Below are 21,943 nucleotides of genomic sequence, written 5' to 3'. Positions count from 1 at the left end.
GAGGCCGGGGCAGTTCCGTTCCGCATATTGCGCGCCTTCGGGCGCGCGCCCCGGCCTCGTCGATTTTCTTATACCCCTGACTTTTCGTAAGGATCCTCATGACTACGCTCCTTGCCCTCGACATCGGTGGCACCAAGGTCGGGTGGGGCATCGTCGAGGCCGGTGACACCTACGAGGTCACCCAGCGTGGATCGATCCCCACCGACGCGATGCGCGGCGGAGTGGACGTGGCTGCTCGCATCTGCGACCTCGCTTCGTCCCTGGTCGCTTCTCACCCGCAGGTCGCGGGTGTCGCGGTCGCCAGCGCCGGCGTCGTCGACCCGTCGACCGGCGATATCGTCTCCGCCACGGGCACGATGCCCGGTTGGGGAGGCACACCCCTGGGTGTTCTGCTTCAGGAGGCAACCGGCCTGAAGGTGCGCGTCCTCAACGACGTGCACGCGCACGGCCTGGGCGAGGCCACGCTCGGCGCCGGCCAGCCCTACCGCACCGTCCTATCGATCGCCGTCGGCACCGGCATCGGTGGTGCCCTCGTCGAAGACCACCAGGTCTCCTTCGGGTCGCGCGGCATCGCCGGACACGTGGGCCACATCCACCACCACTTCGCCCCCGACATGACGTGCTCGTGCGGACGCAAGGGCCACATCGAGTCCTTCTGCTCCGGCTCGGGCATCACGGCCTGGTACGACTCGCTGCGCAGTGAGTCCGACCCCGAAGTCGACGGTGGGCGCGCCCTGCAGGAGCTTGCGCAGTCCGGCAACGCCCTGGCTGCCGCTTGCTTCTCCCGCTCCGCGTTCGCGCTCGGCGAGGCCACGGCCTCGTTGGTCAACTGCGTGGACCCGGCCGTCGTCATCCTGTCCGGGTCCATGACCCGCTCCGGGGACATCTGGTGGGACGCCCTGCGCGAAGGCTTCGCGGCCTCCGCGATGACGCCCGTCGCCGACACCCCCATCCTCGTTGGTTCCCTCGGTGGCGACGCGCCGCTGCTCGGAGCCGTTTCCTTCTTCCTGCACGCATAGGAGTTCACCATGCACCCGCTCATTGCAAACCTGAAGGGCAAGCTCATCGTCTCCGTCCAGGCGTACCCGGGCGAGCCCATGCGCCACCCCGAGACGATGGCGCAGATCGCCCGCGCCGCCGAGATCGGTGGCGCCGCTGCCATCCGCTGCCAGGGCCTGTCCGACATTTCCGCGATCAAGGGCCGCGTGGACGTGCCCGTGATCGGCCTGTGGAAGGAAGGCCACGAGGGTGTGTACATCACCCCCTCGCTGCGCCACGCCCGCGCCTGCGTCATGGCCGGCTCCGACATCGTCGCCCTGGACGCGACGGGTCGCCCGCGCCTCGACGGCCTGAGCTTCGCCGAGACCGTTGCGGCCCTGCGCGAGGACGGCACCCTCGTTATGGCTGACTGCGGCTCCTTCGAGGACGCCCAGCGCGCCGTCGACGCCGGCGTAGACATCGTGTCCACGACCCTGGCGGGCTACACGGGCGACCGCGTGAAGACCGACGGCCCCGACCTGGAGCTGCTGCGCGAGGTCGTCGCGGCGTTCCCGGACGTCCCCGTGATCTGCGAGGGACGCGTCCACACGCCCGAGCAGGCCGCCGCCGCCATGGAGGCGGGCGCCTTCGCCGTCATCGTCGGCACCGCCATCACGCACCCCACGTCGATCACGACGTGGTTCAAGGCGGCCGTGGAAGGCTGATCCTGTCGCTGTTGCGACAGCGCGCGGGCGGGTGACCAACACCCGCCCGCGCACTTCGTTTTTCTCCCGGGAATGCGCGTATATTACCCAGCATGTCTGTCCCGTACTCTCGCGCTCACGCCGCCCTTCGCGCTACCGGCATCGTCTACGTGTGCCTCGGTTTTGGCACATCCGCGTGGCTCTCGCGCCTGCCCGACGTGCGCGATGACCTCGGGCTGACTCCTGCGACGATCGGCACGATGCTGCTCATCGCCTCCCTCGGCTCTCTGCTCACCCTGCCGACCTCCGGCCCGATCGTGACGAAGATCGGCGCGCGGGCCTCGGGTCGCATCGGCGTGCTCATCTGGGCTCTCGGCATCGTCTGCGCGGGGGTGGGCGCGCTCAACGTGTCGATCCCGCTGGCTACTCTTGGCCTCGTGCTCCTGGCCGCCGGTAACGGCCTGTGGGGCGCGACCATGAATATCGAGGCCGGCCTCGTGCAAGCCGCCGTGCGCCGCACCGTCGTTCCCATCATCCAGGCGATGTACGCGGTCGGCATGCTCGGTGGCGCCCTCCTCGGCGCGCTCGCCTCCCAGATGGGCATGCCCCTCGGCGCCCACCTCTTCGGCCTGGCCGCGCTCGAGCTTCTCGCCTGCGGCACTGCCGTCGGCTTCTACCTGACGAAGGAGGAGGTCGCGGCCCTCGCGCCCGCTCAGGACAAGGGCGACGGGGGAGAGGCCGCGTCGAACAAGGCGAAGGGCCTCACGCGCGTCGCCTGGCGCGAGAAGCAGACCGTGCTCATCGCCCTCATGGTCATGAGCGCGGGCCTCATGGAGGGCGCGGCGAACGACTGGCTCAACCTGTCCATGGTCGACGGCTACGGATACTCGACGGCAGCGGCCTCCGCTGCTTTCGCGTTCTTCCTGCTCATGATGACGGTCGTGCGTTTCGCGTCCCCGCGTCTCGAGGCCTGCCTGGGATCACCCATGCTGCTGCGGATCACCTTCTCCGGCGCGGTCGTCGGCCTGCTGCTCGTGGCCTTCGCGCCGCACCACCTGTTCGCGGTCGCGGGCATCGCGCTGTGGGGCATCGGGTCGGCCCTCGGCTTCCCGCTGGGCATTTCGGCGCTGTCCGTCGACCCCGTGATGACGCCCGCGCGCGTCTCGGTGCTCTCGACCGTGAACTACGGCGCGGCCCTCATCGGCCCGCCGCTCCTCGGCCTTATCGCCGACCACATCGGCTACCACCGTGCGCTGGCCTTCGTGGCCCTGCCGGTCCTCCTCGCGATCGTGCTCGCCGGGCAGGTGCCCGACCGCCGCGGGACGAAGCGCACGGACCTCGCCTTCGGCGACTAGAAGGCGGCTTCTCGGGCTTGTCCTTGAACCTTCCGTCCGCGACAGCGCAGGCGTATCCTGGTGTACGAGCACGCTTGTGACGTGGCGCTCTGTCTCGCTGCGATGGAAGAAGGGGTATTATGGCGCGAATCATCGGATACCGCCGTTTTGGAGGCGTCGAGGTCCTCGAGGAAGGCTCAGTGTCACTCCCCGCGCCTGGAGAGGGACAGGTGCTCGTCACCGTGCGAGCCGCCGGCATCAACCCTGTTGACTACAAGCTCTTCGGTGGATTGACGAGGCCCCTCGAGGTCCTCCGCACGATCGTTCACCCCGGCCGTTGGTTCGCTCGCGGCAAGGAGCGGCCGCTATGGGGCGTAGGACAGGATTTTGCGGGCGTCGTGGCGGCCGTGGGCCCGGGCGCGACCAATGTGGCGGTGGGCGACGAGGTCATCGGTCTCCTGCGCGCCGCCCCCTGGCAGGTGCGCGAATATGGTTCGCTTGCGACCCAACTCGTTATTTCCGCCGACAACGTCGTGTCCAAGCCCGCCTCCTTGAGCTTCGACGTCGCCGGAGGGCTGGGCGTTGCCGCGCAGACCGCGATGGGCGCCATGCGCAGCGTGAAGGCCGACGCGGGTGACGTCATCGTGGTCGCTGCGGCCGCCGGAGGAGTGGGAGGCCTCGTCACGCAGCTGGCTCTCGCCCGCGGTGCGACCGTCATCGGTGTCGCCGGTCCCTCGAACGCCGACTACCTGCGTTCTCTCGGCGCGATTCCCGTCTCCTACGGCGAAGGCATCGAGCAACGCATCAAGGGCGCGGTGCCCTCACCCGTCACTGCCTTCATCGACTGCTTCGGTGGCTACGCGTCGCTGGCCCACCGCCTCGGCGTCCCGGGAGAGCGCGTGGGCACTCTCGTTCCAACTCCCGCGATAGCCCTGCGTCGCGCGCGCTTTACCGGTGGGCGGGACGGGAAGATCGCCGACATCGCAACGGTCGCGGACCTCATCGACCGCGGGACGGTGAGCCTGACCATTGCGGGTACCTATCCGTTCGAGCTGGAGCAGGTGCGCGCCGCCTACAGCGAGCTGATGAGCGGCCACGTGCGCGGCAAGATCGTCATCACGATGGACTGACTCCGTCGCGCCCCGGGGTTAGGCCGAACGTGCACCGTGCGACTAGGCTTAGGGGCATGACGACCCTTGCTGATCTGACGACCCTGCGCGTGGGCGGCCCCATCGCCGAGCACGTGCGCGTTTCTACGACCGACGCACTGGTGGACGCCGTCGCCGCGGCCGATGCCGCCGGAGGACCGCTCCTCGTTGTCGGCGGCGGGTCGAACCTCCTGGCGTCAGACGCCCCCTTCGAGGGCACTGTCGTCGATGTGCAGCCTTTCGATGAGGTCGCCTCCATCATCCACGAGGACCCTGCCGGCTCGGTCGTCGTGCGTGCCGGCGCAGGCACGGTCTGGGACGCTTTCGTCTCCTGGACGTTGTCTGAGGGGCTCTGCGGCCTCGAGGCGCTCTCCGGCATCCCCGGGACCGTCGGTGCCTCCCCGGTGCAGAACGTGGGCGCCTACGGCCACGAGGTCTCCGAAACCATCGAGAGCGTCGAGGCCTACGACCGCCTGACGGGCATCGTCGTGCGCCTGCTTCCCTCCGACCTCGGTTTCGCCTACCGCTCCTCGGCGATCAAGCGCAGCGTCGGCGAGCCCGGCCTGGGCGACCGCCCCTGGGGGCCGACCGGCCGCTGGGTGGTCCTGTCCGTGGACTTCCGCCTCGTGCGCTCGCCCCTGAGCGCCCCCGTCATGTACGCTGAGCTGGCGCGACGCCTCGGCGTCGAGGCCGGGGAGCGCGCCGATGCGTCCCTGGTCCGCTCCACCGTCCTGGATCTGCGCCGCGGCAAGGGCATGGTCCTGGATGCGGAGGATCACGACACGTGGAGTGCTGGTTCCTTCTTCACGAACCCGATCCTGCCCGAGGCCGTGGCCGCCTCGCTGCCCGAGGACGCGCCTCGCTTTAGCGCGGGTGAGGGTCTCTTCAAGACGAGCGCCGCCTGGCTCATCGATCACGCGGGCTGTGGCAAGGGTTTCCACCTGCCCGAGGCCGGGGACCCGCCGCGCGCGTCCCTGTCCACCAAGCACGTGCTGGCCCTGACGAACCGCGGCGGCGCGACGGGCGCCGACATCGAGGCCCTGGCCCGCGCCGTGCGCGAGCGGGTCTTCGATGCGTTCGGCGTGATCCTGGTGCCCGAGCCGGTCACAGTCGGCATCACCTGGTAGCGGGATTGACTATGTGGAACTATGTGCCGATCTTGATTGGCGTATGTGGCGCATCGGTGGTAGTCGGTATCTATTGGAAGCTGAAGAAAAGTAGTGTATCCCGCCTCAAACTGCTTCGAATCGCACTATGCGCCGCATTCGTTCTGTCATTAGTCAGTTCTAGCTATGTTCCTTTAAAATCCGGCGCCGCTCTGATCTGGTTCTGGATGGCTGAGGCCATAGTGTATCTAGTCCTTGTGCGGCTAGGTAGTCGACTCAAGAATGCCTATCAAGAATTTCGGCTGGATCCGCAACAGTATCGCAGAAGTCGATTATTGTGCGTTAATGAAACTGTGAAGCCAATTATAGAAGCCTTAGTTCCTAAAGGTAGCTGGAAAGATGTGCGCATCGGTGAGCCTGTGTCGCCGGGACCTCTTCAGATTGGGCTAGCTATAGTTGCTTCAATAGTTGCTCTTATCTTCTTTGCGATAACTCGAGTTTTTTTCTTCAGTGAAGAAGAGTATTTACGTCTTCCAGTTTGGACTTTTCGATATTCGCTCCTGTTTTCGGCTGCCATAATTACTTTCAGTTACTTAATGGTTCTTGTTCTTTTGGCTGCTCTCCGGTGGCTTCGCATTCTGCTTTCTCCTATCCGGTTTGGTAAGTCGCTTCAATGTGTTGTGGATTGGTCTGGGTATGGGGCTGCGCTGGCGAGTTGTCTCGTGTTGGTACTTCCTGCGCTTTTTCTAATTGTTGACAAAGTGTTGAATTCTAGCAATCATGCCACCTTTTCTTTATCATTGTTATTTGATGCTGCAAGTGTGGGGGCTCTTGGAGGGTTGGTTATAGGTTGTTTTTTGGGATTGTTTAGCCTAATTGATTCGCGTAATGTTCTCTACAATTCAATATCTCCTGCAGCGTTCTTTGTGATCCTCGATTTGGGTTTGTTTTATCGCGTTTGTAAGTTGCGTCCGAGCATCTTGTTGTATCGATATCTCGAATCGCATTCAATTGAGGGTGTGGACTCGTGTGATGATGTGGAGACTGCGAAGCTGCTCTATAATGAGTGTCTTTCGTGGGAATGTGAGCGCTACTTTGCTGTTGTGAAGAAATGTGATCCATCTGTGGGTGCGCTTTTAACTAATGTTGATGCGGTCTATTTTTGGACGGTGGTTATCGTTTTGCTTCTTTTTGTTGTGTGGCGGGTTGTTCTTACGTTTAAGCATGCTTGGGGAGGGGATGTGGAGCGTGATATTTCAATCACCTAATTGCCGTTCGTTCTCAATTCTTAGTGTTATGTGTTTGTTTGATCGGGGCTGTTGATGTTGGGATGTCTCTGATTGTTGATTGGTCTCTTAGTGGTCAATTCGGAACTTATAATGTGTCTGCTGTTTTGAAGCCCGTGCTCGCAGGGCCAGCTTGTATAACGGTTGCCGTATGCGCTTTCGTGGAGCGGCCAGTCGTTTGTGGATAGTGTGCTGGTCTATCCGTATCTTCGTAACCTATCCGCGTGAGGCTGCGGCGCGCAGGCGCTCGATCATGTCGGGCACGTTGCGGGTGACGGCCGTCCACAGGAGCTGGTCGTCCATGCTCTGGTACCCCGAGTGCGCCGCGATGTTGCGGGCCGTGCGCAGGGCGCGCTTCTCGGGTGAGGTCAGGGCGTCCATGTAGGGTGCGTACTCTTCGCGTTCCAGGAACGCGGCCAGCCGGATGATCACCATGCAGGCGGAGTCGTACTCCGGGCAGTCGGCACTGAAGGTCTCGACGGGGACAACGGTAACTCGCTTCACGCGGTGGGCGATGACGTCGAGTTCGCGCAGGAAGTTCTCAGCGTCGAAACTGGGCGCATGTCTGCGTGCCACTCGCGGCCGAGGGACGAAGGGAGCAGGGTCACTCATAGTGCCACGGCCTCGTCAACGGCAGTTCGCAGTGCTTCGGGCACGTGTGTATCCGCGTGAACCTCCGTCGGGAAGCCGGTGAGCTCGCTTGCGAACGAGGCAATGTCCGCCAACTCGAACAGTGATAGCTCGCGGGTGGGCGTGCCAATCAGGTCGATGTCCGACTCGAATCCGTCCGTGCCCCGGGCGACCGAGCCGAAGACGCGGAGGGTGCCGAGGCCTCGTTCCTGGGCGTAGGTGGTGATCAAGGACGCGTAGCGGGCGAGCGGCACGGAGGGACGGTAGTCGGCGGTGCGGAGGATGCGTTCGAGCAGCTCGGAGGAAACTGCGCGCTTGCCGGACTCGATCTGCGCGAGGGTCGACTGGCTCATCCCGGTCATCCCCGCCAGCTCGGCCTGTGTGAGGGACGCGTCCTGACGTGCAGCACGCACGAGGGACGGCGCGTCGTCACGATGAAACCGGCTCATGTCTCCATGATAGTGCACGCGTGCACTATTGGTGAAGTGGTCGTCGTGTGTAGGCCCAGGTGCGAGGCCGGGGACCCGCCGCGCGCGTTCTTGTTCACCAAGCACGTGCTGGCCCTGACGAACCGCGGCGGCGCGACGAGCGTCGACATCGAGGCCCTGGCCCGCACCGTGCGTGAGCGTGTCTTAGAGGCATTTGGTGTGACGCTGGTGCCCGAGCCGGTCACGGTTGGCATCGCCTGGTAGCGGGTCACCTGGTCGTTGTTTGCGGCGCCTGTCGCTGGCCGGGTAGCGGCGTTCACGTGGGTACTGTCAGCTACCGACTGTGTTCGCTGCTTTCTAAGTTGCCGCTAAGTGGATAGGTTGTCACGATGCGGATAGGTTATTCGCTTGCGGATAGCTTAATAACCTATCCGCGTGTCCACTACCTATCCGCGTGCGCGTAACCTATCCGCGTGCCGCCGCACTCAAAGGAAGCGTGCGTGCAGCGTTGTGACGAGCGACGCGCACCTACGCCACGGGATCGGCCGCGAGCCACGCGTCGATGTCGGCCTTCCAGGCCGCCTTGCGTGAGGGCGAGGCCAGCGATGCGTCGATCGACGAGCGCGCCAGAGACGCCAAGTCCTCGTCGGACAGGCCGAACACGTCGCGAGCGACCTCGTACTGGGCGACCAGGCGCGAACGGAACAGCAGCGGGTCGTCGGCCGCCAGCGCGACGGTAGCCCCCGCCGAGAGCAGCGTCGGCAACGGCACCTGCGAAAAGTCCGTGTAGACGCCCAGGTGTACATTCGACGTGGGACACACCTCCAGGGCGATGCCCTCGTCGATGACGGCGTGCAGGAGCGCCGGATCTTCGCTGGTACGCACGCCGTGCCCGATGCGCGCCGGTGCCAAAGCGGACACAACCTCGCGCACGGAGGACGGGCCCAGGAGCTCGCCGCCGTGCGGAACACCTACGAGCCCGGCGCGGCGCGCGATGCGGAACGCGGGGGCAAACGACGCCGTGGAGCCCACGCGCTCGTCGTTGGACAGGCCGAAACCCACGACGTCGCCGGGGCCATCCCCAGCAAACGACGCGGCCAGGCGCGCGAGCGTGCGCGCGTCCAACGGGTGCTTCATGCGCGACGCCGCGACGATCACCCCGATGTCGACGCCGGTATCGCGCGAGGCCGCTCGGGCCTCGTCGATGATGATCTCCAGGGCCGGGGTGATACCCCCGACGTAGGGCGCGTAGGACGTGGGGTCGGCCTGGATCTCCATGCGCACCGAGCCCTCGGCGGCGTCGTCCTCGGCGGCCTCGCGGATGAGGCGGCGCATCGCAGCCTCGGAGCGCACGAGGTGACGCGCGGAATCGTAGGCGCGCTGGAAACGGAACCAGCCGCGCCCGTCGGCCGGCATGGAGGCCGCGTCGATGTGCAGCAGGTGAGGAGGCAGTCGCACGCCCTGCGTGCGCGCCATGTCGATCATGGTCGTGGGCCGCATGGCCCCCGTGAAGTGCAGGTGGAGGTGGGCCTTGGGGAGGGTCGCGAGGTCACGCCTGCCCGGTGGGGTGGGGCGCGGGGCCGTCAGGTTAGGGACAGCGGGCGCTTCCACGGCCTAGTGCTCCCCGAGCCAGATGATGATGTCGCGGATCAGGCCGGGGCCCTCGGGCTCGTTGAGGAGCTCGTGGTAGGCGCCGTCGATGATGCGCAGGTGGATGTCGGCGTCCGGGTGCGCCGCGCGTGCCCCGCGCACGAGCTCGCGCGAACCGCGCAGGTCCGCCATCAGGTCGTGCGAGCCGTGCATGACGAGCGTCGGGGTGCGCAGGCGCGCCGCCCGCTTGAGGACCTCGTCGCCCTGAATGATCATGGTCGCGCCCGTTAGGATCGGCACGCCGCCCTTGTAGGTGAGCGGGTCCGCGTCGAAGTCGCGCTGGACCTGCGGGTCGCGCGACAGGGGAGAGACCTCCATGTCGGACGCGCCCTTCGCCACGACGAGGCCGGGGCGCAGCCGGGCGATCGGTAGCAGCCTGCGCGCCTGGGACGGGGAGACGTGGGGGAGTGGGCGCAGCGCGGGCGCGGACAGGACCGTGCCGCGTAGCCGCGTCGGATCGAGGATGGTCGAGGCCGCAGCGATGAGCCCGCCCATCGAGTGCCCGAACAGGAACAGGTCCGGCGTGCGCGCGTGTGCGAGGGTCGCCCGGCGCGCGTCACCGAAGTCGCGGATCAGCGCGCCCACGTCCACGCGGGCGCGGGGACCCTCAGAGGTCCCGTGGCCCGCGTGGTCGTAGTAGGCGACGTCGTAACCGGCGCGGGTGAGCGCGGAGCGCAGGTGGGCGTAGCGCCCGCTGTGTTCCGCGTACCCGTGGGCGAGGAGGACCGTCCCGAGGGGGGCCTCCTGCGCTGTCCGTTCGAACGAGACGTGCATCAGGCGAAGAGCTCCTGCACGCGGGTGATGCCTTCGACGAGGTCATCGTCGGCCAGAGCGTAAGAGAAGCGCAGGAAGCCGGAGGGACCGAAGGCCTCGCCCGGAACCGCCGCGACCTCGACCTCGTCGAGGATCAGGTCGGCGAGCTCGCCCGACGTGTTGGCCACGCGGCCTCGGATCTCGCGACCCAGCAGGCGCTCGACGGAGGGGTACGCGTAGAACGCTCCCTTGGGGGTGGGAACGTCGAAACCGTCGATCTGGCGCAGCATGTCGACGATGAGGCGGCGGCGACGGTCGAAGGCGACGCGCATCTCGTTCACCGCATCCAGGGAACCGGACACGGCGGCGCGTGCGGCCTCCTGGGCGACGTTGTTGACGTTGGAGGTCAGGTGCGACTGGAAGGACAGCGCAGCCTTAATGACGTCGGAGGGGCCGATCATCCAGCCCACTCGCCAGCCGGTCATCGCGTAGGTCTTTGCCACGCCGTTGAGGATGACGGCCTGGTCGGCCAGCTCGGGCACCAGCTTGACGATGTGCGCGGTCTGCGCATCCTCGTACAGCAGGTGCTCGTAAATCTCATCCGAGATGACCCAGATGCCGTGCTCGAGGGCCCACTGGCCGATCGCGGTCAGCTCCTCGGGCGTGTAGACGCTGCCCGTCGGGTTGGACGGCGAGCACATGAGGAGGACCTTCGTGCGCTCGGTGCGCGCGGCCTCGAGCTGCTCGACGGTCACCTTGTAGTCCTGGTCGGCGCCTGCGAACACCTCAACGGGGGTTGCGCCGGCGAGCTTGACGACCTCGGGGTACGTGGTCCAGTACGGGGTTGGCAGAATCGCCTCGTCGCCGGGGCCCAGCAGCGCGGCGAAAGCCTGGAAGACGGCCTGCTTGCCGCCGTTGGTCACGACGATGTCGGCGGGAGAGACCTCGTAGCCGGAGTCACGCAGGGTCTTTTCCGCGATGGCCTCGCGCAGCGCGGGCAGGCCGGCGGCGGGCGTGTAGCGGTGCATCGCGGGGTTGCGCGCGGCCTTGACGGCGGCCTCGACAATGTAGTCGGGCGTGGCGAAGTCGGGTTCGCCGGCGCCGAATCCGATCACCGGGCGGCCGGCGGCCTTGAGAGCCTTGGCCTTCGCGTCCACGGCCAGGGTCGCGGACGGGGTGATGGCGTTGAAACGATCAGAGACACGGGTGCGAGGAGTATTGGTCACCCCTCCATGGTCCCACGTCGCGCGCGCGTGTGGCGGAGAGCGCACGCGATGCGTGCGTGGGCTACCTCTCATTTACGAGGTCGGGGCTGGTATCACGCGGCATGCGACCCGCCGACGCGCATCTCGGTTGGACAAAGCGCCGCCTTATCCACTAATGTTCGTCAGGCAGGTTTTCCTGCGTAGGGCAGTGGCGCAATTGGTAGCGCACCGGTCTCCAAAACCGGCGGTTGTGGGTTCGAGTCCCGCCTGCCCTGCGGATTAGGCTGATCATTTTCGTAGGAGGATTCCCATGGCCGATCGTGTTGCCTCGGACGCTGAATCCTCGCGCCGAGATCGCACTAAGGAAGAAGCTACCCGCAAGCGTAGCGCCGCCACCAAGGAGCAGACGAAGCGTCCTGGATTTTTCGGTGGCATCTGGCTCTTCTTCAAGCAAGTCATTGACGAAATGAAGAAGGTTACCTACCCCACGGGATCCGAGACCTGGACCTACTTCCTCGTCGTCGTTGTGTTTGTCGCCGCAATCATGCTTTTCGCTGGCCTACTCGACTTCGGATTCGGTAAACTAAGCGCATTGATCTTCGGCTGAGACCGACGAACCCGCCCGCAGGACACTGCAGGCGGGTTTCTTCTACGGTCCGGCCCCACTCGCAGGAGGGAAACGTCGTGAGCGACGAACAGTACACCGAGGACCAGGTCCTCGAGGCCGCCCAGGAAACCGTTGAGCAGGAGACCGTTGAGGCTCCGGCTCGGGATGCTGTTGAGGAGGTGACCGAGGAGGTCGCCACCGAGGACACCGTGTCCGAGGAAGAGGCCCCGGCCTCGGTCGAAGAGGAAGCGATCGCCAAGCTGCGCCGCAAGCTCTACATGTCCCCCGGCGACTGGTACGTCATCCACACCTACTCCGGCCACGAGCGCAAGGTGAAGGCTAACCTCGAGCAGCGCATCACCACGCAGAACATGGAAGACTACATCTTCGCCGTCGAGGTTCCGGATGAGTATGTCATGGAGTATCGCGGCAACGCGAAGAAGCGCGTGCGCCACGTGCGCATCCCCGGCTACGCGATCGTCTGCATGGACTTCAACGAGGCCTCGTACCGTGTCGTCAAGGAAACCCCCGCCGTCACCGGCTTCGTGGGCGACCAGCACAACCCCGTGCCGCTCTCGATCGACGAGGTCGTCATGCTCCTGACGCCCAACGTCCTCGAGGAGGCTGCCGAGGCTGCCAAGGATCAGCCCGCCCCCGTCCAGGCCGTTCAGACTCAGTTCGAGGTCGGTGAGATCGTCACCGTCACCGACGGACCTTTCGAGACCATGTCGGCCACGATCTCCGAGATCATGCCCGAGGCTCAGAAGCTCAAGGTCCTCGTCACCATCTTCGAGCGCGAGACGCCGCTCGAGCTCGGCTTCGACCAGGTGGAGAAGCTCGAGCAGTGACATCACACACCCGGACTTGGGATCAAGCCCGGAATCGCGTTATGATTCACTTTTGTGTGCGTAGGGCGCACTATGCCCACTGAAACCCAGTGAGCTGACGCCAAACGCTCCGCCCTGACCGGCACCCGTCGGCCAGAACTTCAGAAGAAAGACCCGCATTCATGGCACCGAAGAAGAAGGTCACCGGCCTGATCAAGCTTCAGATCGCAGCCGGCGCCGCTACCCCCGCACCGCCCGTCGGCCCCGCTCTGGGCCAGCACGGCGTGAACATTGTTGAGTTCACCAAGGCTTACAACGCGGCCACCGAGTCGCAGCGTGGAAACATCATCCCCGTTGAGATCACCGTCTACGAGGATCGTTCCTTCACGTTCGTCCTCAAGACGCCGCCCGCCGCTGAGCTCATCAAGAAGGCTGCTGGCATCCAGAAGGGTTCCGGCACCCCCAACACCGTCAAGGTTGGTTCGATCACGATGGATCAGGCTCGCGAAATCGGCCAGTCCAAGATGGCTGACCTCAACGCCAACGATGTCGAGGCTGCTGCCAAGATCATCGCCGGCACCGCCCGCTCTATGGGCATCAACGTCGAGGGCTGACCTCAACCAACCCCCCCGTGGTAGGGCAGGCGCTGCCCGACACCCACGACTGCAAGGAGAAGAAGCAGAATGACCAAGCGCTCCAAGAGCTACCGCGCAGCGGCCGAGAAGGTCCACGCGGACGTGCTGTACACACCCTTCGAGGCCATGAAGCTGGCCAAGGAGACCACCGTCACCAAGTTCGACTCGACCGTTGAGGTCGTCTTCCGACTGGGTGTCGACCCCCGCCAGGCGGACCAGATGGTCCGTGGCACCGTTTCCCTGCCGCACGGCACCGGCAAGACCGCCCGGGTCTTGGTCTTCGCCGTTGGTCCGCGCGCTCAGGAAGCGATCGACGCAGGCGCCGACGAGGTCGGCGGCGACGAGCTCATCGAGAAGGTTGCCAAGGGCTACACCGACTTCGATGTCGCCGTTGCTACCCCCGACCTCATGGGTAAGGTTGGCCGCCTCGGCCGCGTCCTCGGCCCCCGTGGCCTCATGCCGAACCCCAAGACGGGCACCGTGACCATGGACGTCGCGAAGGCCGTCAAGGAGATCAAGGGTGGTCGCATCGAGTTCCGCGTCGACAAGCACGCCAACCTGGCGTTTATCGTCGGCAAGGCCTCCTTCACCGCCGAGCAGCTGACCGAGAACTACGCCGCCGTCCTGGACGAGGTGCTGCGTCTCAAGCCGACCTCCTCGAAGGGCCGCTACCTGCTCAAGGGCGCCGTCGCCACGACGATGGGCCCCGGCATCCCGCTGGATGTCACCAAGGTCAAGGATCTCATCGAGAAGTGAGCGTCGCTCGCTGATCAAGCATCCGGGCCCCGCGCAGCACTGCTGCGCGGGGCCCCGCTTTGTCTGGGGAGTGTTTGTGGGATCAGCTGGTGACATCCCGAACAAAGTAAGGGACGTAGGTCACATAATATAGGTGTGGAATAGGGTAACCTTAATTCACTTCTATAAACCTATGTTCATGAAGGGTCGCGATAATGTCTCAGGTTGCGGGTTCGGGTGTCACGAAGGCGCGCTCGGCCGTCACGATTGGTGCGTTTACCGCCGTTTACTTCGTCCTCATGTGGTGCTCGGGGATGCTGGGCTTTTTCGGCCCGGCGTTCATGTTCGTTGGCTGGATCGTCGGGCTGCTGCTCAACGGATCGGTCGTCATGCTGATGCTGGTGCGTTCGCGCATGTTCGGCACCCTCACGATCATGGGAGGCATCGTTGCCTTCCTCATGGTGGTGACCGGGCACGCGTGGGTGACCATTCCGGTTGCCCTGATCCTCGGCTTCCTGGGTGATCTCATCGCCAACGGTGGCGGTTACGTCAGTGCCCCTCGAAACATTGCGGCATACATGCTGTTCTCCCTGTGGATGATCGGTCCGCTCGCTCCGATTTTCTTTGCTCCCGACCCCTATTACGAGGACGTCGCGTCCCAGATGGGCCAGGACTACGCGGATAGCATGCGAGCCCTCTTCAGTCCCGCAGTCATCAGTGTGTGGGTCGTCGTCGCGATGATCGTTGCGTGCATCGGTGGACTCATCGGACGCTTCCTGCTGCGCAAGCACTTCGCGAAGGCCGGCTTTGCCTGAGATCTCGCTCGCCGAGGCTGCCCCAGGCGAGGCGACGAGCAAGCTTGATCCGCGAACGAAACTTCTAGCCCTCCTCGTCCTCAACGCGCTCGTCATGCGTGCGAGCCCCACGTCCACGCTCCTTGCGGTCCAACTGCTTGCGGTGGTCGCGCTCGCGTGGGAGGCCGGCGGTCGGGCGGCGGTGCGCACGGGGCTTGGGTGCCTCGTCTGCGATGTGTGCAGTCTTGGGTCGCCTTTCCTCGTTGCGTGGCTTGAGAGTGTGGGCTCGCCGCGTGGCCTCGTTCTCCTGATCGGCACGTGCAGCGCGATTGCGTTCTGGTTTGCGCGCTTCTTCGCGGGCTTCGGCCTGGCGCTCTACGTGTACCGCACGACGAGAATCGGTCAGATGAAAGCGGCGCTACGCGCGGTTCACCTGCCGCGCGTATTCGTCGACGCTCTCGCCGTTGCTTTCCGCGTGATTCCGACGGTGGGCTCAGAGGCGGTGGCCATCCGTGAGGCGATGGAGATGCGTGGCGTCGACCTCGGGGTGCGCGGAGTTCTCCGTCACCCCCTCGTGATCGCCGAGCGCTTTCTGGTTCCCCTGCTGTCCTCTATCGCGCGCGTGGCCGACGACCTGGCTGCCTCGAGCGTCATTCGAGGCCTCGGCGGCCCGACGCGCCCCACATCGCTGACGCGGCTGCGCGCCACCGCCTGGGATGCGCTCGCACTCGCGTGCATCGCTGGCGTCGTCGCCATCGAGGTCGGCGCGTACCTCGGAGTACTCCCATGATTGACGTTGAATCCCTGTCGTTCTCCTACGTGAGCGAGCTGACTGGGGACCGCGTCGAGGCCCTGCGCGGGGTCGACGTGTCCGTCCGGTCGGGCACCCTCACGCTCGTGTGCGGCTCCTCCGGCTGCGGAAAGTCGACGCTCATGCGGGCGCTCACCGGCCTCGTCCCACAGATGACCCCGGGAGAGCTGGATGGTGTGGTGCGGATTGATGGGCGCGACCTCGCCGAGGTCCCCCTGACCGAGGTCGGTCACCTGTGCTCGTCAGTCTTCCAGAATCCGCGCACACAGTTCTTTTGTGACACCGTCTCCGAGGAGCTTGCGTTCTGCGGCGAGAACTACGGCCGCGATCGCGAGGCCTTGATCGAGGACAGCACGCGTGCCGCCGAGCTCATGGGCATCTCGCACCTGATGGACAGGAAGCTGTCGAGCCTGTCGGGCGGGCAGCTCCAAAAGGTTGCACTCGCCTGCGCGCTTGCCTCCGGGGCGCCGGTTCTCCTCGCCGACGAGCCAACCTCGAACTTGGACCCCGATGCCATCGCCGACGTGCGGCGCGCACTCGCGATCCTCAAAGAGCAGGGGATGACGATCGTTGTCGTCGAGCACCGCCTCCGCTTCCTGCGGGGGCTCGCCGACCAGGTTCTCCTCATGGAGGGCGGAGAGGTCACGCGCGCGTGGAGTGGTGAGGAGTTCTACGCGATGGATGACGCGCATCGGCAGTCGCTCGGACTGCGTACCCTCGTGGATCCTGGCCCGCCCGAGGCATGGGTGCCCTCGCGGAACTCCGACAAGGAGGCCTCCCATGAAGGGGGAGTGCGCCTGTCCTGCCGGGATCTGAGCTTCTCCTACGGGAACACCCCCGTGTTCGACGGGTTGAACGCGGACTTCCCGGCAGGACAGATCACCTGCATCGCGGGAATGAACGGCGTTGGGAAAACGACCCTCGTGCGCGTTTTGTGTGGGCTGGCCGCTCCCGGATCCGGGACGATCACCCTGGACGGGCGGGCGACCAATCGTCGGCAGCGCCGAGCCGCGTGCGCGCTCGTCATGCAGGACACCGGACGGCAGCTTTTCTCCGACACGCTTGCGGGTGAACTCACGATCGGAGCCTCGGAGGCGAGCGGCGAGGATGCGGACAAGCTCCTGGGCGACTTCGACCTCGCACACCTGGGGGATCGGCACCCGCTGAGCCTGTCGGGGGGCCAAAAACAACGCCTCGTCATCGCAGCCGCGCGTGCCACCGGGCATCGCATCGTCATTCTTGACGAACCCACGTCAGGGGTCGACGCGCGACACCTCACCTCCATCACGTCGACCCTGCGCCGCATTGCCGACGAAGGCGCGGCCGTCATCGTCGTTACCCACGACGGCGAATTCGCCTCGGCCTGCGCGGATCGACTCATCACACTCACGCCGACGGGTGCCTTGTGCGCCCTCGAAGGAGACCACCAATGACCGACACTGACGAGCGCGAGGACACCACTGCCTCGTCCCCGAGCGATCCGCACGCCGACAAGATCGCTGCTGGCGACCCGCGTGCGGCGCACCTAGCGGGCCAGCGCGCCTTCAAGGAACTGACCGCTCCCATCCGTGGATCCATGATGCTCTCCCGGGTGCTCGGGCTCATCTACGGTGCGCTCGCGGTCGCCCCCTACGTCATCCTCGTCCAGCTTGGGGAGGTGCTGCTGGAGGCAGCCCGCTCGGGTGCCTCGCCTGATCGCGCCGAGGTGATGACGCTGCTCATGTGGCTGACCGGTGCGTTCGGCCTCCGATACGGCATCTACTTCATCGCGCTGACCGTCACTCACTTCGCGGACGTGCGTTTCGGGCACATCGTGCGCTCCCGCATGGTGAGTGTGCTCGCCGCAGCGCCCCTCGCCTGGTTCACATCCACGAACTCGGGGGCCGTGCGCAAGGCGATCCAGGACGACACGCACGACGTGCACACGGTCATTGCGCACGCTCCCGTCGAATCCGCGGCCGCCGTCAGCGCACCGCTGTCCCTGCTCATCTACGCTTTCGTCGTCGACTGGCGACTCGGACTCCTGTCGATCGCCACGCTCCCCGTCTACGGACTCCTCAACGCGTGGATGATGCGCGGCATGGGGGAAAAGACCGCCGAGATGGATCGACACCTGACGCGGGTCTCGTCCACGATGGTCGAGTTCGTCTCCGGCATCAGCGTCGTCAAGGCGTTTGGGACCGTGGGGCGCTCGCACGAGCGATTCACCCGGGCCGCCGAGGACTTCTCTCGCTTCTACGTCGACTGGTGCGGCCCCCTGCTGAAAGGCTCTGCGCTCGGGCAGGCGACCGTATCGCCCTCCCTGATCTTGCTCGTCTCGACGGCGGGAGGGTCCGCGCTCGCGGCCTCGGGCATCGTGAGCCCGGTCCAGGTGATCACCTGCGCGCTCATCGCCCTCGTCATCCCGGCGGCTATCGAGGTGCTGGGTACGACGACCTGGGCCTACCAGATCGCCGGGGCCGCCGCGCTGCGCATCGTGGACCTACTTTCGGTCGCCCCGTTGCCTGCCGAGGGGAGTTCAGTGCCGGGGGGAGCTGACATCGAGATTGATGGCGTGTCCTTCTCCTACGGGGCAACCCTCGCGCTGGACGACGTCAGTCTGACCATCCCCGAGGGTTCGGTGACCGCCCTCGTGGGGTCCTCCGGCTCGGGAAAGTCAACGCTCGCGACGCTGGTCGCGCGCTTCGCTGACCCGGACCAGGGGAGCGTGCGTATCGGCGGGGTCGACGCTCGCGACATCGCCCCCGATGCTCTCTACCGGCACGTCTCCTTCGTCCTCCAGGATCCGCAACTCCTCGACATCTCCGTGCGCGACAACATCGCGCTGGGAGTCCCGGGCGCCAGCGACGAAGCGGTGTGGGCGGCTGCCGGGGCCGCGCGCATCGACGACTACCTGCGTTCCCTGCCCCGAGGCCTCGGCTCCGTCATCGGGGAGGACGCCCACCCCTCGGGTGGCCAGGCGCAACGAATTGCGATCGCACGGGCTCTCCTCGTCGACGCCCCCATCCTCGTTCTCGACGAGGCCACTGCCTTCACCGACCCGGAGGCCGAAGCCGATATCCAGGCGGCGCTGACCCGCCTCGTGCAGGGAAAGACAGTCCTGGTCATCGCGCACCGCGCAGCATCCATCGCCGGCGTCGACCAAATAGCCATCCTCGACGCGGGCCGCATCATCGCGGTGGGCACGCCCGACGAGCTCGCCGACCACCCGTACATGCGGCGCATGAGCGCGCCCGCGAAAGGACACTGACATGTACGGCCTCATCTCCCGGCTACGCGAACCCCTCTCCGAACAGGGGCGAGCCGACTTCGCCCAGGCGAGCGTCCTGTCCTGCATCGTCGGCGCGGTGCGCGGCGTCTCCCTCGTCGCTTTCATTCCTGTCTCCATCGCCCTGACCTCGGGGAATCCCGCGTGGGGCATGAGGCTGGGTGCCTGGCTCGTTGTGCTGGGGGTGTGTGCCGGTACCTCGTTCATCGTTGAGTACCTGCTCGCCATCCGCTCCTACTCGGTGGCCTTCGACTTCCTGTCGAACATGCACCGTGCGATCGGCGACAAGGTGGCGTCCCTGCCGCTCGGCTCCTTCCGCGCGGACACGGCCGGAAAGACATCCCGCCTCGTCTCGCGCGAGCTCATGGTCCTGGGCGAGATCTTCGCGCACATGTACTCGCCTCTCATCGCCGCGATCGTCACCTCGGTGACGATGCTCGTCGGCATCACCGTGTTTTCGCCGGTACTCGGACTGGTGTGCTTGGCGGCGATCCCGGTCATCGGCGGGGGAGTGTGGGTGGCGCGCCGATGCCTGCAGTCCGGGGCGTCCCTGAAAGAGCCTCCCGCTCGCGAGCTGTCCCACCGCATCGTTGAATACGCGACCAAGCAGGGCGCCCTGCGCGCGTGTGGACGCTCCTCCTCCTACGAGCCCCTCATGCGAGCAGAGGACGCATACGGAGTGGCCGCGCGACGCTCACTCATGAGGGAGACGGTTGGCCAGATCGTCAACGGCATGGCTGCTCAGACGGTCGTCGTGACGCTCATCTGCGCGATTGGCTGGCTGTCGGTCGCCGGGACCGTCGGCCCGGTGGAGGCGGTCGTCTCCATCGGCCTGCTGCTGCGCTTTACGCAGATCCTCGTCGATATTGGGGCGCTCGGCTCCGCCTTCGAGACCCGGCGCCCCGTCCTAGACCTCAGCCACGACATTCTTTCCGCCCCCGAACTGCCCACGCACAACGGCGGGCGATGCGGGGACGAGGCCCCGGCCTCGTCGGGCGCGTCCGTCGCCCTTGAGGGCGTGTCCTTCTCCTACGAGGCCGACCATCCGGTCCTGCAAGGCGTGTCCTTCCGCGTGGAACCCGGAACGATGACGGCGATCGTCGGCCCCTCGGGGTGCGGCAAGACCACCATCGCGCGCCTCATCGCACGCTTCTACGATGTGGACGCCGGACGTGTGCTCGTTGGCGATGGGGATGTTCGGGACTGGGACACTGCCGACCTCATGGCACAGCTGTCCCTTGTCTTCCAGGACGTCTACCTCTTCGACGACACCCTCGAGGTTAACGTGCGCGTCGGTAACCCCGACGCGACCCGGGCTGACATTGAGGAAGCGGCACGTCTGAGCGGAGTCGACGAGATCGTTGAACGTCTGCCCCTCGGCTGGGAGACCCCCGTCGGCGAGGCCGGCCGAGCCCTGTCAGGCGGCGAACGCCAGCGTGTCTCCATCGCTCGCGCACTCCTGAAAGCCGCGCCCATCGTCCTCTTCGACGAGGCCACGAGCGCCCTCGACCCCGAGAACGAATCCCGCGTCACCGACGCCATGGCAGCCCTGAGGCGCGACGCGTCCCTCATCGTCATCGCGCACAAGCTCGACACGATCACCGCGGCCGACCAAATTGTTGTCCTCAGCGAGACTGGACGCGTCGCACAGATCGGCACGCACGAGCAGCTCTACACCCAGCTGGATGGCCAATACCGGGCATTCTGGGACGCTCGCTCTCGGGCAGCGGGATGGAGGCTTGTCTGACTGGTGGCGGGGCCAAGCTTGCGCATCTGCCCAGAGGCGGACTGTGCGCGCGGCCGGCCCCGGCCTCGTCTGTGATGCTCGCCCCGTTGCTTGCAAGCCCTAGCTGGGCCTGTTAAGCTGATCCTCGCCGAAGACCGTTGGTGTCCACACTAGTGGAAGAAAATCCAACGCAGGTGAGTGAGCAGCCCTGTGCTGCAATCGAGCGTATGCCCGACACGATCCTGCGTGTCGGGTTTTTTCTTACCTACGGTCACGTATCTGGAAGGAGGACCATGGCGAAGTCCGACAAGGTGGCAGCAGTTGCCGAGCTCGTGGAGCGTTTCCGCGCAGCCGACGCTGTCCTGCTGACCGAGTACCGCGGCCTGACCGTCGGCCAGCTGAAGCAGCTGCGTCGCGGCCTGGGCGAGAACGCGACCTACGCCGTGGCAAAGAACACGCTGGCGCGCCTGGCGGCCAAGGAGGTCGGTCTCGACTTCCTGGCTGAGGACCTCAAGGGTCCCACGGCCATCGCTTTCGTCTCCGGCGAGCCTGTTGAGGCTGCCAAGACCCTGCGTGATTTTGCTAAGGACAACCCCGCCCTCGTGCTGAAGTCCGGCGCGATGGACGGCGCTCAGCTGAGCGCCGAGGCTGTCAAGAAGCTTGCCGATCTCGAGTCCCGCGAGGTCCTGCTGGCCAAGGCCGCAGGCGTCCTCAAGGCCAAGATTGGTCAGGCGGCGTTCGCATTCAACGCTCTGCCCGTCAAGGCAGTGCGCACCATCGATGCTCTGCGCGAAAAGCAGAGCGAGGCGGCCTGACGAGACAGGCCATGTTTCACGCCGCCACCCCGGCTGCGTGAAACTACCCAACAATCTGCACTCGTGCAGGCCAATTAGGAAGGATGCCACTCATGGCTAAGCTCTCCAATGACGAGCTCATCGCAGCTTTCAAGGAAATGACCCTCATCGAGCTCTCTGACTTCGTGAAGCTCTTCGAGGAGACCTTCGACGTTGAGGCCGCTGCCCCCGCAGCCGTCGCCGTTGCCGCCCCGGCCGCCGACGCCCCCGCCGCCGAAGAGAAGGACGAGTTCGAGGTCGTCCTCGAGTCCGCCGGTGACAAGAAGATCGCCGTCGTCAAGGTCGTCAAGAACCTGGCCGGCCTGGGCCTCAAGGAAGCCAAGGACCTGGTTGACTCCGCGCCCTCCACCATCTTCCCCGCCGCGAAGAAGGAAGACGCCGAGAAGGCCAAGGCTGAGATCGAAGAGGCCGGCGGCAAGGTCACCCTTAAGTGACTTTCCCCGTCTGAATCGTTCAGACTTTCA

22 protein-coding genes, 1 tRNA gene and 1 pseudogene are annotated in these 21,943 nt (G+C 65.6%); 19 read left to right on the top strand and 5 right to left on the bottom strand.

Translation table 11 applies throughout. The annotated features are described in order from the left end of the window. The first annotated feature begins 98 nt into the window (after window positions 1–98). From FOC40_RS09645 to FOC40_RS09620, 6 genes are all read left to right on the top strand, one after another. Window positions 99–1,019: an ROK family protein gene (locus tag FOC40_RS09645; RefSeq protein WP_003793801.1), complete on the top strand. Its 921-nt coding sequence runs from the start codon at window positions 99–101 to the stop codon at window positions 1,017–1,019. Window positions 1,020–1,028: 9 nt separating this feature from the next. Beyond that, the gene (locus FOC40_RS09640; RefSeq protein WP_003792266.1) at window positions 1,029–1,703 is read left to right on the top strand and encodes an N-acetylmannosamine-6-phosphate 2-epimerase; all 675 of its coding nucleotides are present in this window, start codon (window positions 1,029–1,031) and stop codon (window positions 1,701–1,703) included. A gap of 92 nt (window positions 1,704–1,795) precedes the next feature. Continuing rightward, complete coding sequence (locus FOC40_RS09635; RefSeq protein ID WP_003793804.1) at window positions 1,796–3,037, top strand: MFS transporter; 1,242 nt, start codon at window positions 1,796–1,798, stop codon at window positions 3,035–3,037. 119 nt (window positions 3,038–3,156) lie between these two features. Continuing rightward, window positions 3,157–4,146, top strand: a complete 990-nt coding sequence (locus tag FOC40_RS09630; RefSeq protein ID WP_003793806.1) for an NADP-dependent oxidoreductase — start codon at window positions 3,157–3,159, stop codon at window positions 4,144–4,146. Window positions 4,147–4,202: 56 nt separating this feature from the next. Continuing rightward, a complete protein-coding gene (locus tag FOC40_RS09625) occupies window positions 4,203–5,291 on the top strand; it encodes a UDP-N-acetylmuramate dehydrogenase (protein ID WP_003793809.1) in 1,089 nt (362 codons plus the stop codon). A gap of 11 nt (window positions 5,292–5,302) precedes the next feature. Then, a complete protein-coding gene (locus FOC40_RS09620) occupies window positions 5,303–6,538 on the top strand; it encodes a hypothetical protein (protein WP_003793811.1) in 1,236 nt (411 codons plus the stop codon). Between the two features lie 234 nt (window positions 6,539–6,772). Here the strand turns inward: FOC40_RS09620 and FOC40_RS09615 are convergent, their stop codons facing one another. Together FOC40_RS09615 and FOC40_RS09610 are read right to left on the bottom strand one after the other, a co-directional pair. Continuing rightward, window positions 6,773–7,168 carry a hypothetical protein gene (locus FOC40_RS09615; RefSeq protein ID WP_003793812.1) on the bottom strand — a complete coding sequence of 132 codons (396 nt, stop codon included), beginning with the start codon at window positions 7,166–7,168 and terminating at the stop codon, window positions 6,773–6,775. Beyond that, window positions 7,165–7,635 (bottom strand): helix-turn-helix domain-containing protein, encoded by a 471-nt coding sequence (locus FOC40_RS09610; protein WP_003793814.1) that lies wholly within the window; start codon window positions 7,633–7,635, stop codon window positions 7,165–7,167. Before FOC40_RS09610 ends, FOC40_RS09615 begins: the two co-directional genes overlap by 4 nt. Window positions 7,636–7,698: 63 nt before the next feature. Between FOC40_RS09610 and FOC40_RS09605 the strand changes: the two are divergent. Beyond that, window positions 7,699–7,878: pseudogene (locus FOC40_RS09605) on the top strand (UDP-N-acetylmuramate dehydrogenase); the annotation flags it as partial. A gap of 264 nt (window positions 7,879–8,142) precedes the next feature. On the opposite strand, the gene FOC40_RS09600 reads toward FOC40_RS09605, so the two are convergent. Genes FOC40_RS09600 through FOC40_RS09590 form a run of 3 tightly spaced genes read right to left on the bottom strand, consistent with a single transcriptional unit; the run spans window position 8,143 to window position 11,243 of the window. Further along, a complete protein-coding gene (locus FOC40_RS09600) occupies window positions 8,143–9,225 on the bottom strand; it encodes an adenosine deaminase (protein ID WP_003793817.1) in 1,083 nt (360 codons plus the stop codon). A gap of 3 nt (window positions 9,226–9,228) precedes the next feature. Continuing rightward, entirely contained in the window at window positions 9,229–10,038 is an 810-nt protein-coding gene (locus FOC40_RS09595) for an alpha/beta hydrolase (protein WP_003793819.1), read from the bottom strand. Beyond that, window positions 10,038–11,243, bottom strand: a complete 1,206-nt coding sequence (locus FOC40_RS09590) for a pyridoxal phosphate-dependent aminotransferase (RefSeq protein ID WP_039929138.1) — start codon at window positions 11,241–11,243, stop codon at window positions 10,038–10,040. The genes FOC40_RS09595 and FOC40_RS09590 overlap by 1 nt, the downstream gene beginning before the upstream one ends. Window positions 11,244–11,424: 181 nt before the next feature. On the opposite strand from FOC40_RS09590, the gene FOC40_RS09585 reads away from it, so the two are divergent. The 12 genes from FOC40_RS09585 (at window position 11,425) to rplL (ending at window position 21,913) form a co-directional block, all read left to right on the top strand. Continuing rightward, a tRNA-Trp gene (locus tag FOC40_RS09585) sits at window positions 11,425–11,497 on the top strand. Between the two features lie 35 nt (window positions 11,498–11,532). Then, complete coding sequence (secE, locus tag FOC40_RS09580; protein WP_003793823.1) at window positions 11,533–11,829, top strand: preprotein translocase subunit SecE; 297 nt, start codon at window positions 11,533–11,535, stop codon at window positions 11,827–11,829. A gap of 77 nt (window positions 11,830–11,906) precedes the next feature. Then, the gene (gene nusG / locus FOC40_RS09575) at window positions 11,907–12,677 is read left to right on the top strand and encodes a transcription termination/antitermination protein NusG (protein WP_003793825.1); all 771 of its coding nucleotides are present in this window, start codon (window positions 11,907–11,909) and stop codon (window positions 12,675–12,677) included. Window positions 12,678–12,838: 161 nt separating this feature from the next. Then, the gene (rplK, locus tag FOC40_RS09570; RefSeq protein WP_003792281.1) at window positions 12,839–13,270 is read left to right on the top strand and encodes a 50S ribosomal protein L11; all 432 of its coding nucleotides are present in this window, start codon (window positions 12,839–12,841) and stop codon (window positions 13,268–13,270) included. Window positions 13,271–13,339: 69 nt separating this feature from the next. Then, window positions 13,340–14,047 (top strand): 50S ribosomal protein L1, encoded by a 708-nt coding sequence (rplA, locus tag FOC40_RS09565; protein ID WP_003792282.1) that lies wholly within the window; start codon window positions 13,340–13,342, stop codon window positions 14,045–14,047. Between the two features lie 194 nt (window positions 14,048–14,241). Continuing rightward, window positions 14,242–14,841, top strand: a complete 600-nt coding sequence (locus FOC40_RS09560; RefSeq protein WP_003793827.1) for an MptD family putative ECF transporter S component — start codon at window positions 14,242–14,244, stop codon at window positions 14,839–14,841. Continuing rightward, a complete protein-coding gene (locus tag FOC40_RS09555) occupies window positions 14,834–15,610 on the top strand; it encodes an energy-coupling factor transporter transmembrane component T (RefSeq protein WP_003793830.1) in 777 nt (258 codons plus the stop codon). Before FOC40_RS09560 ends, FOC40_RS09555 begins: the two co-directional genes overlap by 8 nt. Further along, window positions 15,607–17,064 (top strand): ABC transporter ATP-binding protein, encoded by a 1,458-nt coding sequence (locus FOC40_RS09550; RefSeq protein WP_003793832.1) that lies wholly within the window; start codon window positions 15,607–15,609, stop codon window positions 17,062–17,064. The genes FOC40_RS09555 and FOC40_RS09550 overlap by 4 nt, the downstream gene beginning before the upstream one ends. After that, window positions 17,061–18,881 (top strand): ABC transporter ATP-binding protein, encoded by a 1,821-nt coding sequence (locus FOC40_RS09545; RefSeq protein ID WP_003793836.1) that lies wholly within the window; start codon window positions 17,061–17,063, stop codon window positions 18,879–18,881. Before FOC40_RS09550 ends, FOC40_RS09545 begins: the two co-directional genes overlap by 4 nt. Window position 18,882: 1 nt before the next feature. After that, window positions 18,883–20,646 (top strand): ABC transporter ATP-binding protein, encoded by a 1,764-nt coding sequence (locus FOC40_RS09540; RefSeq protein WP_003793838.1) that lies wholly within the window; start codon window positions 18,883–18,885, stop codon window positions 20,644–20,646. Between the two features lie 272 nt (window positions 20,647–20,918). Further along, window positions 20,919–21,440, top strand: coding sequence for a 50S ribosomal protein L10 (gene rplJ / locus FOC40_RS09535; RefSeq protein WP_039929141.1), 522 nt, complete (start codon window positions 20,919–20,921; stop codon window positions 21,438–21,440). A gap of 92 nt (window positions 21,441–21,532) precedes the next feature. Then, entirely contained in the window at window positions 21,533–21,913 is a 381-nt protein-coding gene (rplL, locus tag FOC40_RS09530; protein ID WP_003792291.1) for a 50S ribosomal protein L7/L12, read from the top strand. The last annotated feature ends 30 nt before the right edge of the window (window positions 21,914–21,943 follow it).

Origin of the sequence: Schaalia odontolytica (assembly GCF_009730335.1) — a bacterium.
Lineage (GTDB): Bacteria > Actinomycetota > Actinomycetes > Actinomycetales > Actinomycetaceae > Pauljensenia > Pauljensenia dentiphila.
This window is presented reverse-complemented; position numbering and strand designations above follow the sequence as displayed.

Coding starts and splice junctions, on each gene's coding strand:
- FOC40_RS09645 (WP_003793801.1), top strand. CDS start 99: ATGACTACGCTCCTTGCCCTCGACATCGGTGGCACCAAGGTCGGGTGG.
- FOC40_RS09640 (WP_003792266.1), top strand. CDS start 1,029: ATGCACCCGCTCATTGCAAACCTGAAGGGCAAGCTCATCGTCTCCGTC.
- FOC40_RS09635 (WP_003793804.1), top strand. CDS start 1,796: ATGTCTGTCCCGTACTCTCGCGCTCACGCCGCCCTTCGCGCTACCGGC.
- FOC40_RS09630 (WP_003793806.1), top strand. CDS start 3,157: ATGGCGCGAATCATCGGATACCGCCGTTTTGGAGGCGTCGAGGTCCTC.
- FOC40_RS09625 (WP_003793809.1), top strand. CDS start 4,203: ATGACGACCCTTGCTGATCTGACGACCCTGCGCGTGGGCGGCCCCATC.
- FOC40_RS09620 (WP_003793811.1), top strand. CDS start 5,303: ATGTGGAACTATGTGCCGATCTTGATTGGCGTATGTGGCGCATCGGTG.
- FOC40_RS09615 (WP_003793812.1), bottom strand. CDS start 7,168: ATGAGTGACCCTGCTCCCTTCGTCCCTCGGCCGCGAGTGGCACGCAGA.
- FOC40_RS09610 (WP_003793814.1), bottom strand. CDS start 7,635: ATGAGCCGGTTTCATCGTGACGACGCGCCGTCCCTCGTGCGTGCTGCA.
- FOC40_RS09595 (WP_003793819.1), bottom strand. CDS start 10,038: ATGCACGTCTCGTTCGAACGGACAGCGCAGGAGGCCCCCCTCGGGACG.
- secE (WP_003793823.1), top strand. CDS start 11,533: ATGGCCGATCGTGTTGCCTCGGACGCTGAATCCTCGCGCCGAGATCGC.
- rplK (WP_003792281.1), top strand. CDS start 12,839: ATGGCACCGAAGAAGAAGGTCACCGGCCTGATCAAGCTTCAGATCGCA.
- rplA (WP_003792282.1), top strand. CDS start 13,340: ATGACCAAGCGCTCCAAGAGCTACCGCGCAGCGGCCGAGAAGGTCCAC.
- FOC40_RS09560 (WP_003793827.1), top strand. CDS start 14,242: ATGTCTCAGGTTGCGGGTTCGGGTGTCACGAAGGCGCGCTCGGCCGTC.
- FOC40_RS09550 (WP_003793832.1), top strand. CDS start 15,607: ATGATTGACGTTGAATCCCTGTCGTTCTCCTACGTGAGCGAGCTGACT.
- FOC40_RS09545 (WP_003793836.1), top strand. CDS start 17,061: ATGACCGACACTGACGAGCGCGAGGACACCACTGCCTCGTCCCCGAGC.
- FOC40_RS09540 (WP_003793838.1), top strand. CDS start 18,883: ATGTACGGCCTCATCTCCCGGCTACGCGAACCCCTCTCCGAACAGGGG.
- rplJ (WP_039929141.1), top strand. CDS start 20,919: ATGGCGAAGTCCGACAAGGTGGCAGCAGTTGCCGAGCTCGTGGAGCGT.
- rplL (WP_003792291.1), top strand. CDS start 21,533: ATGGCTAAGCTCTCCAATGACGAGCTCATCGCAGCTTTCAAGGAAATG.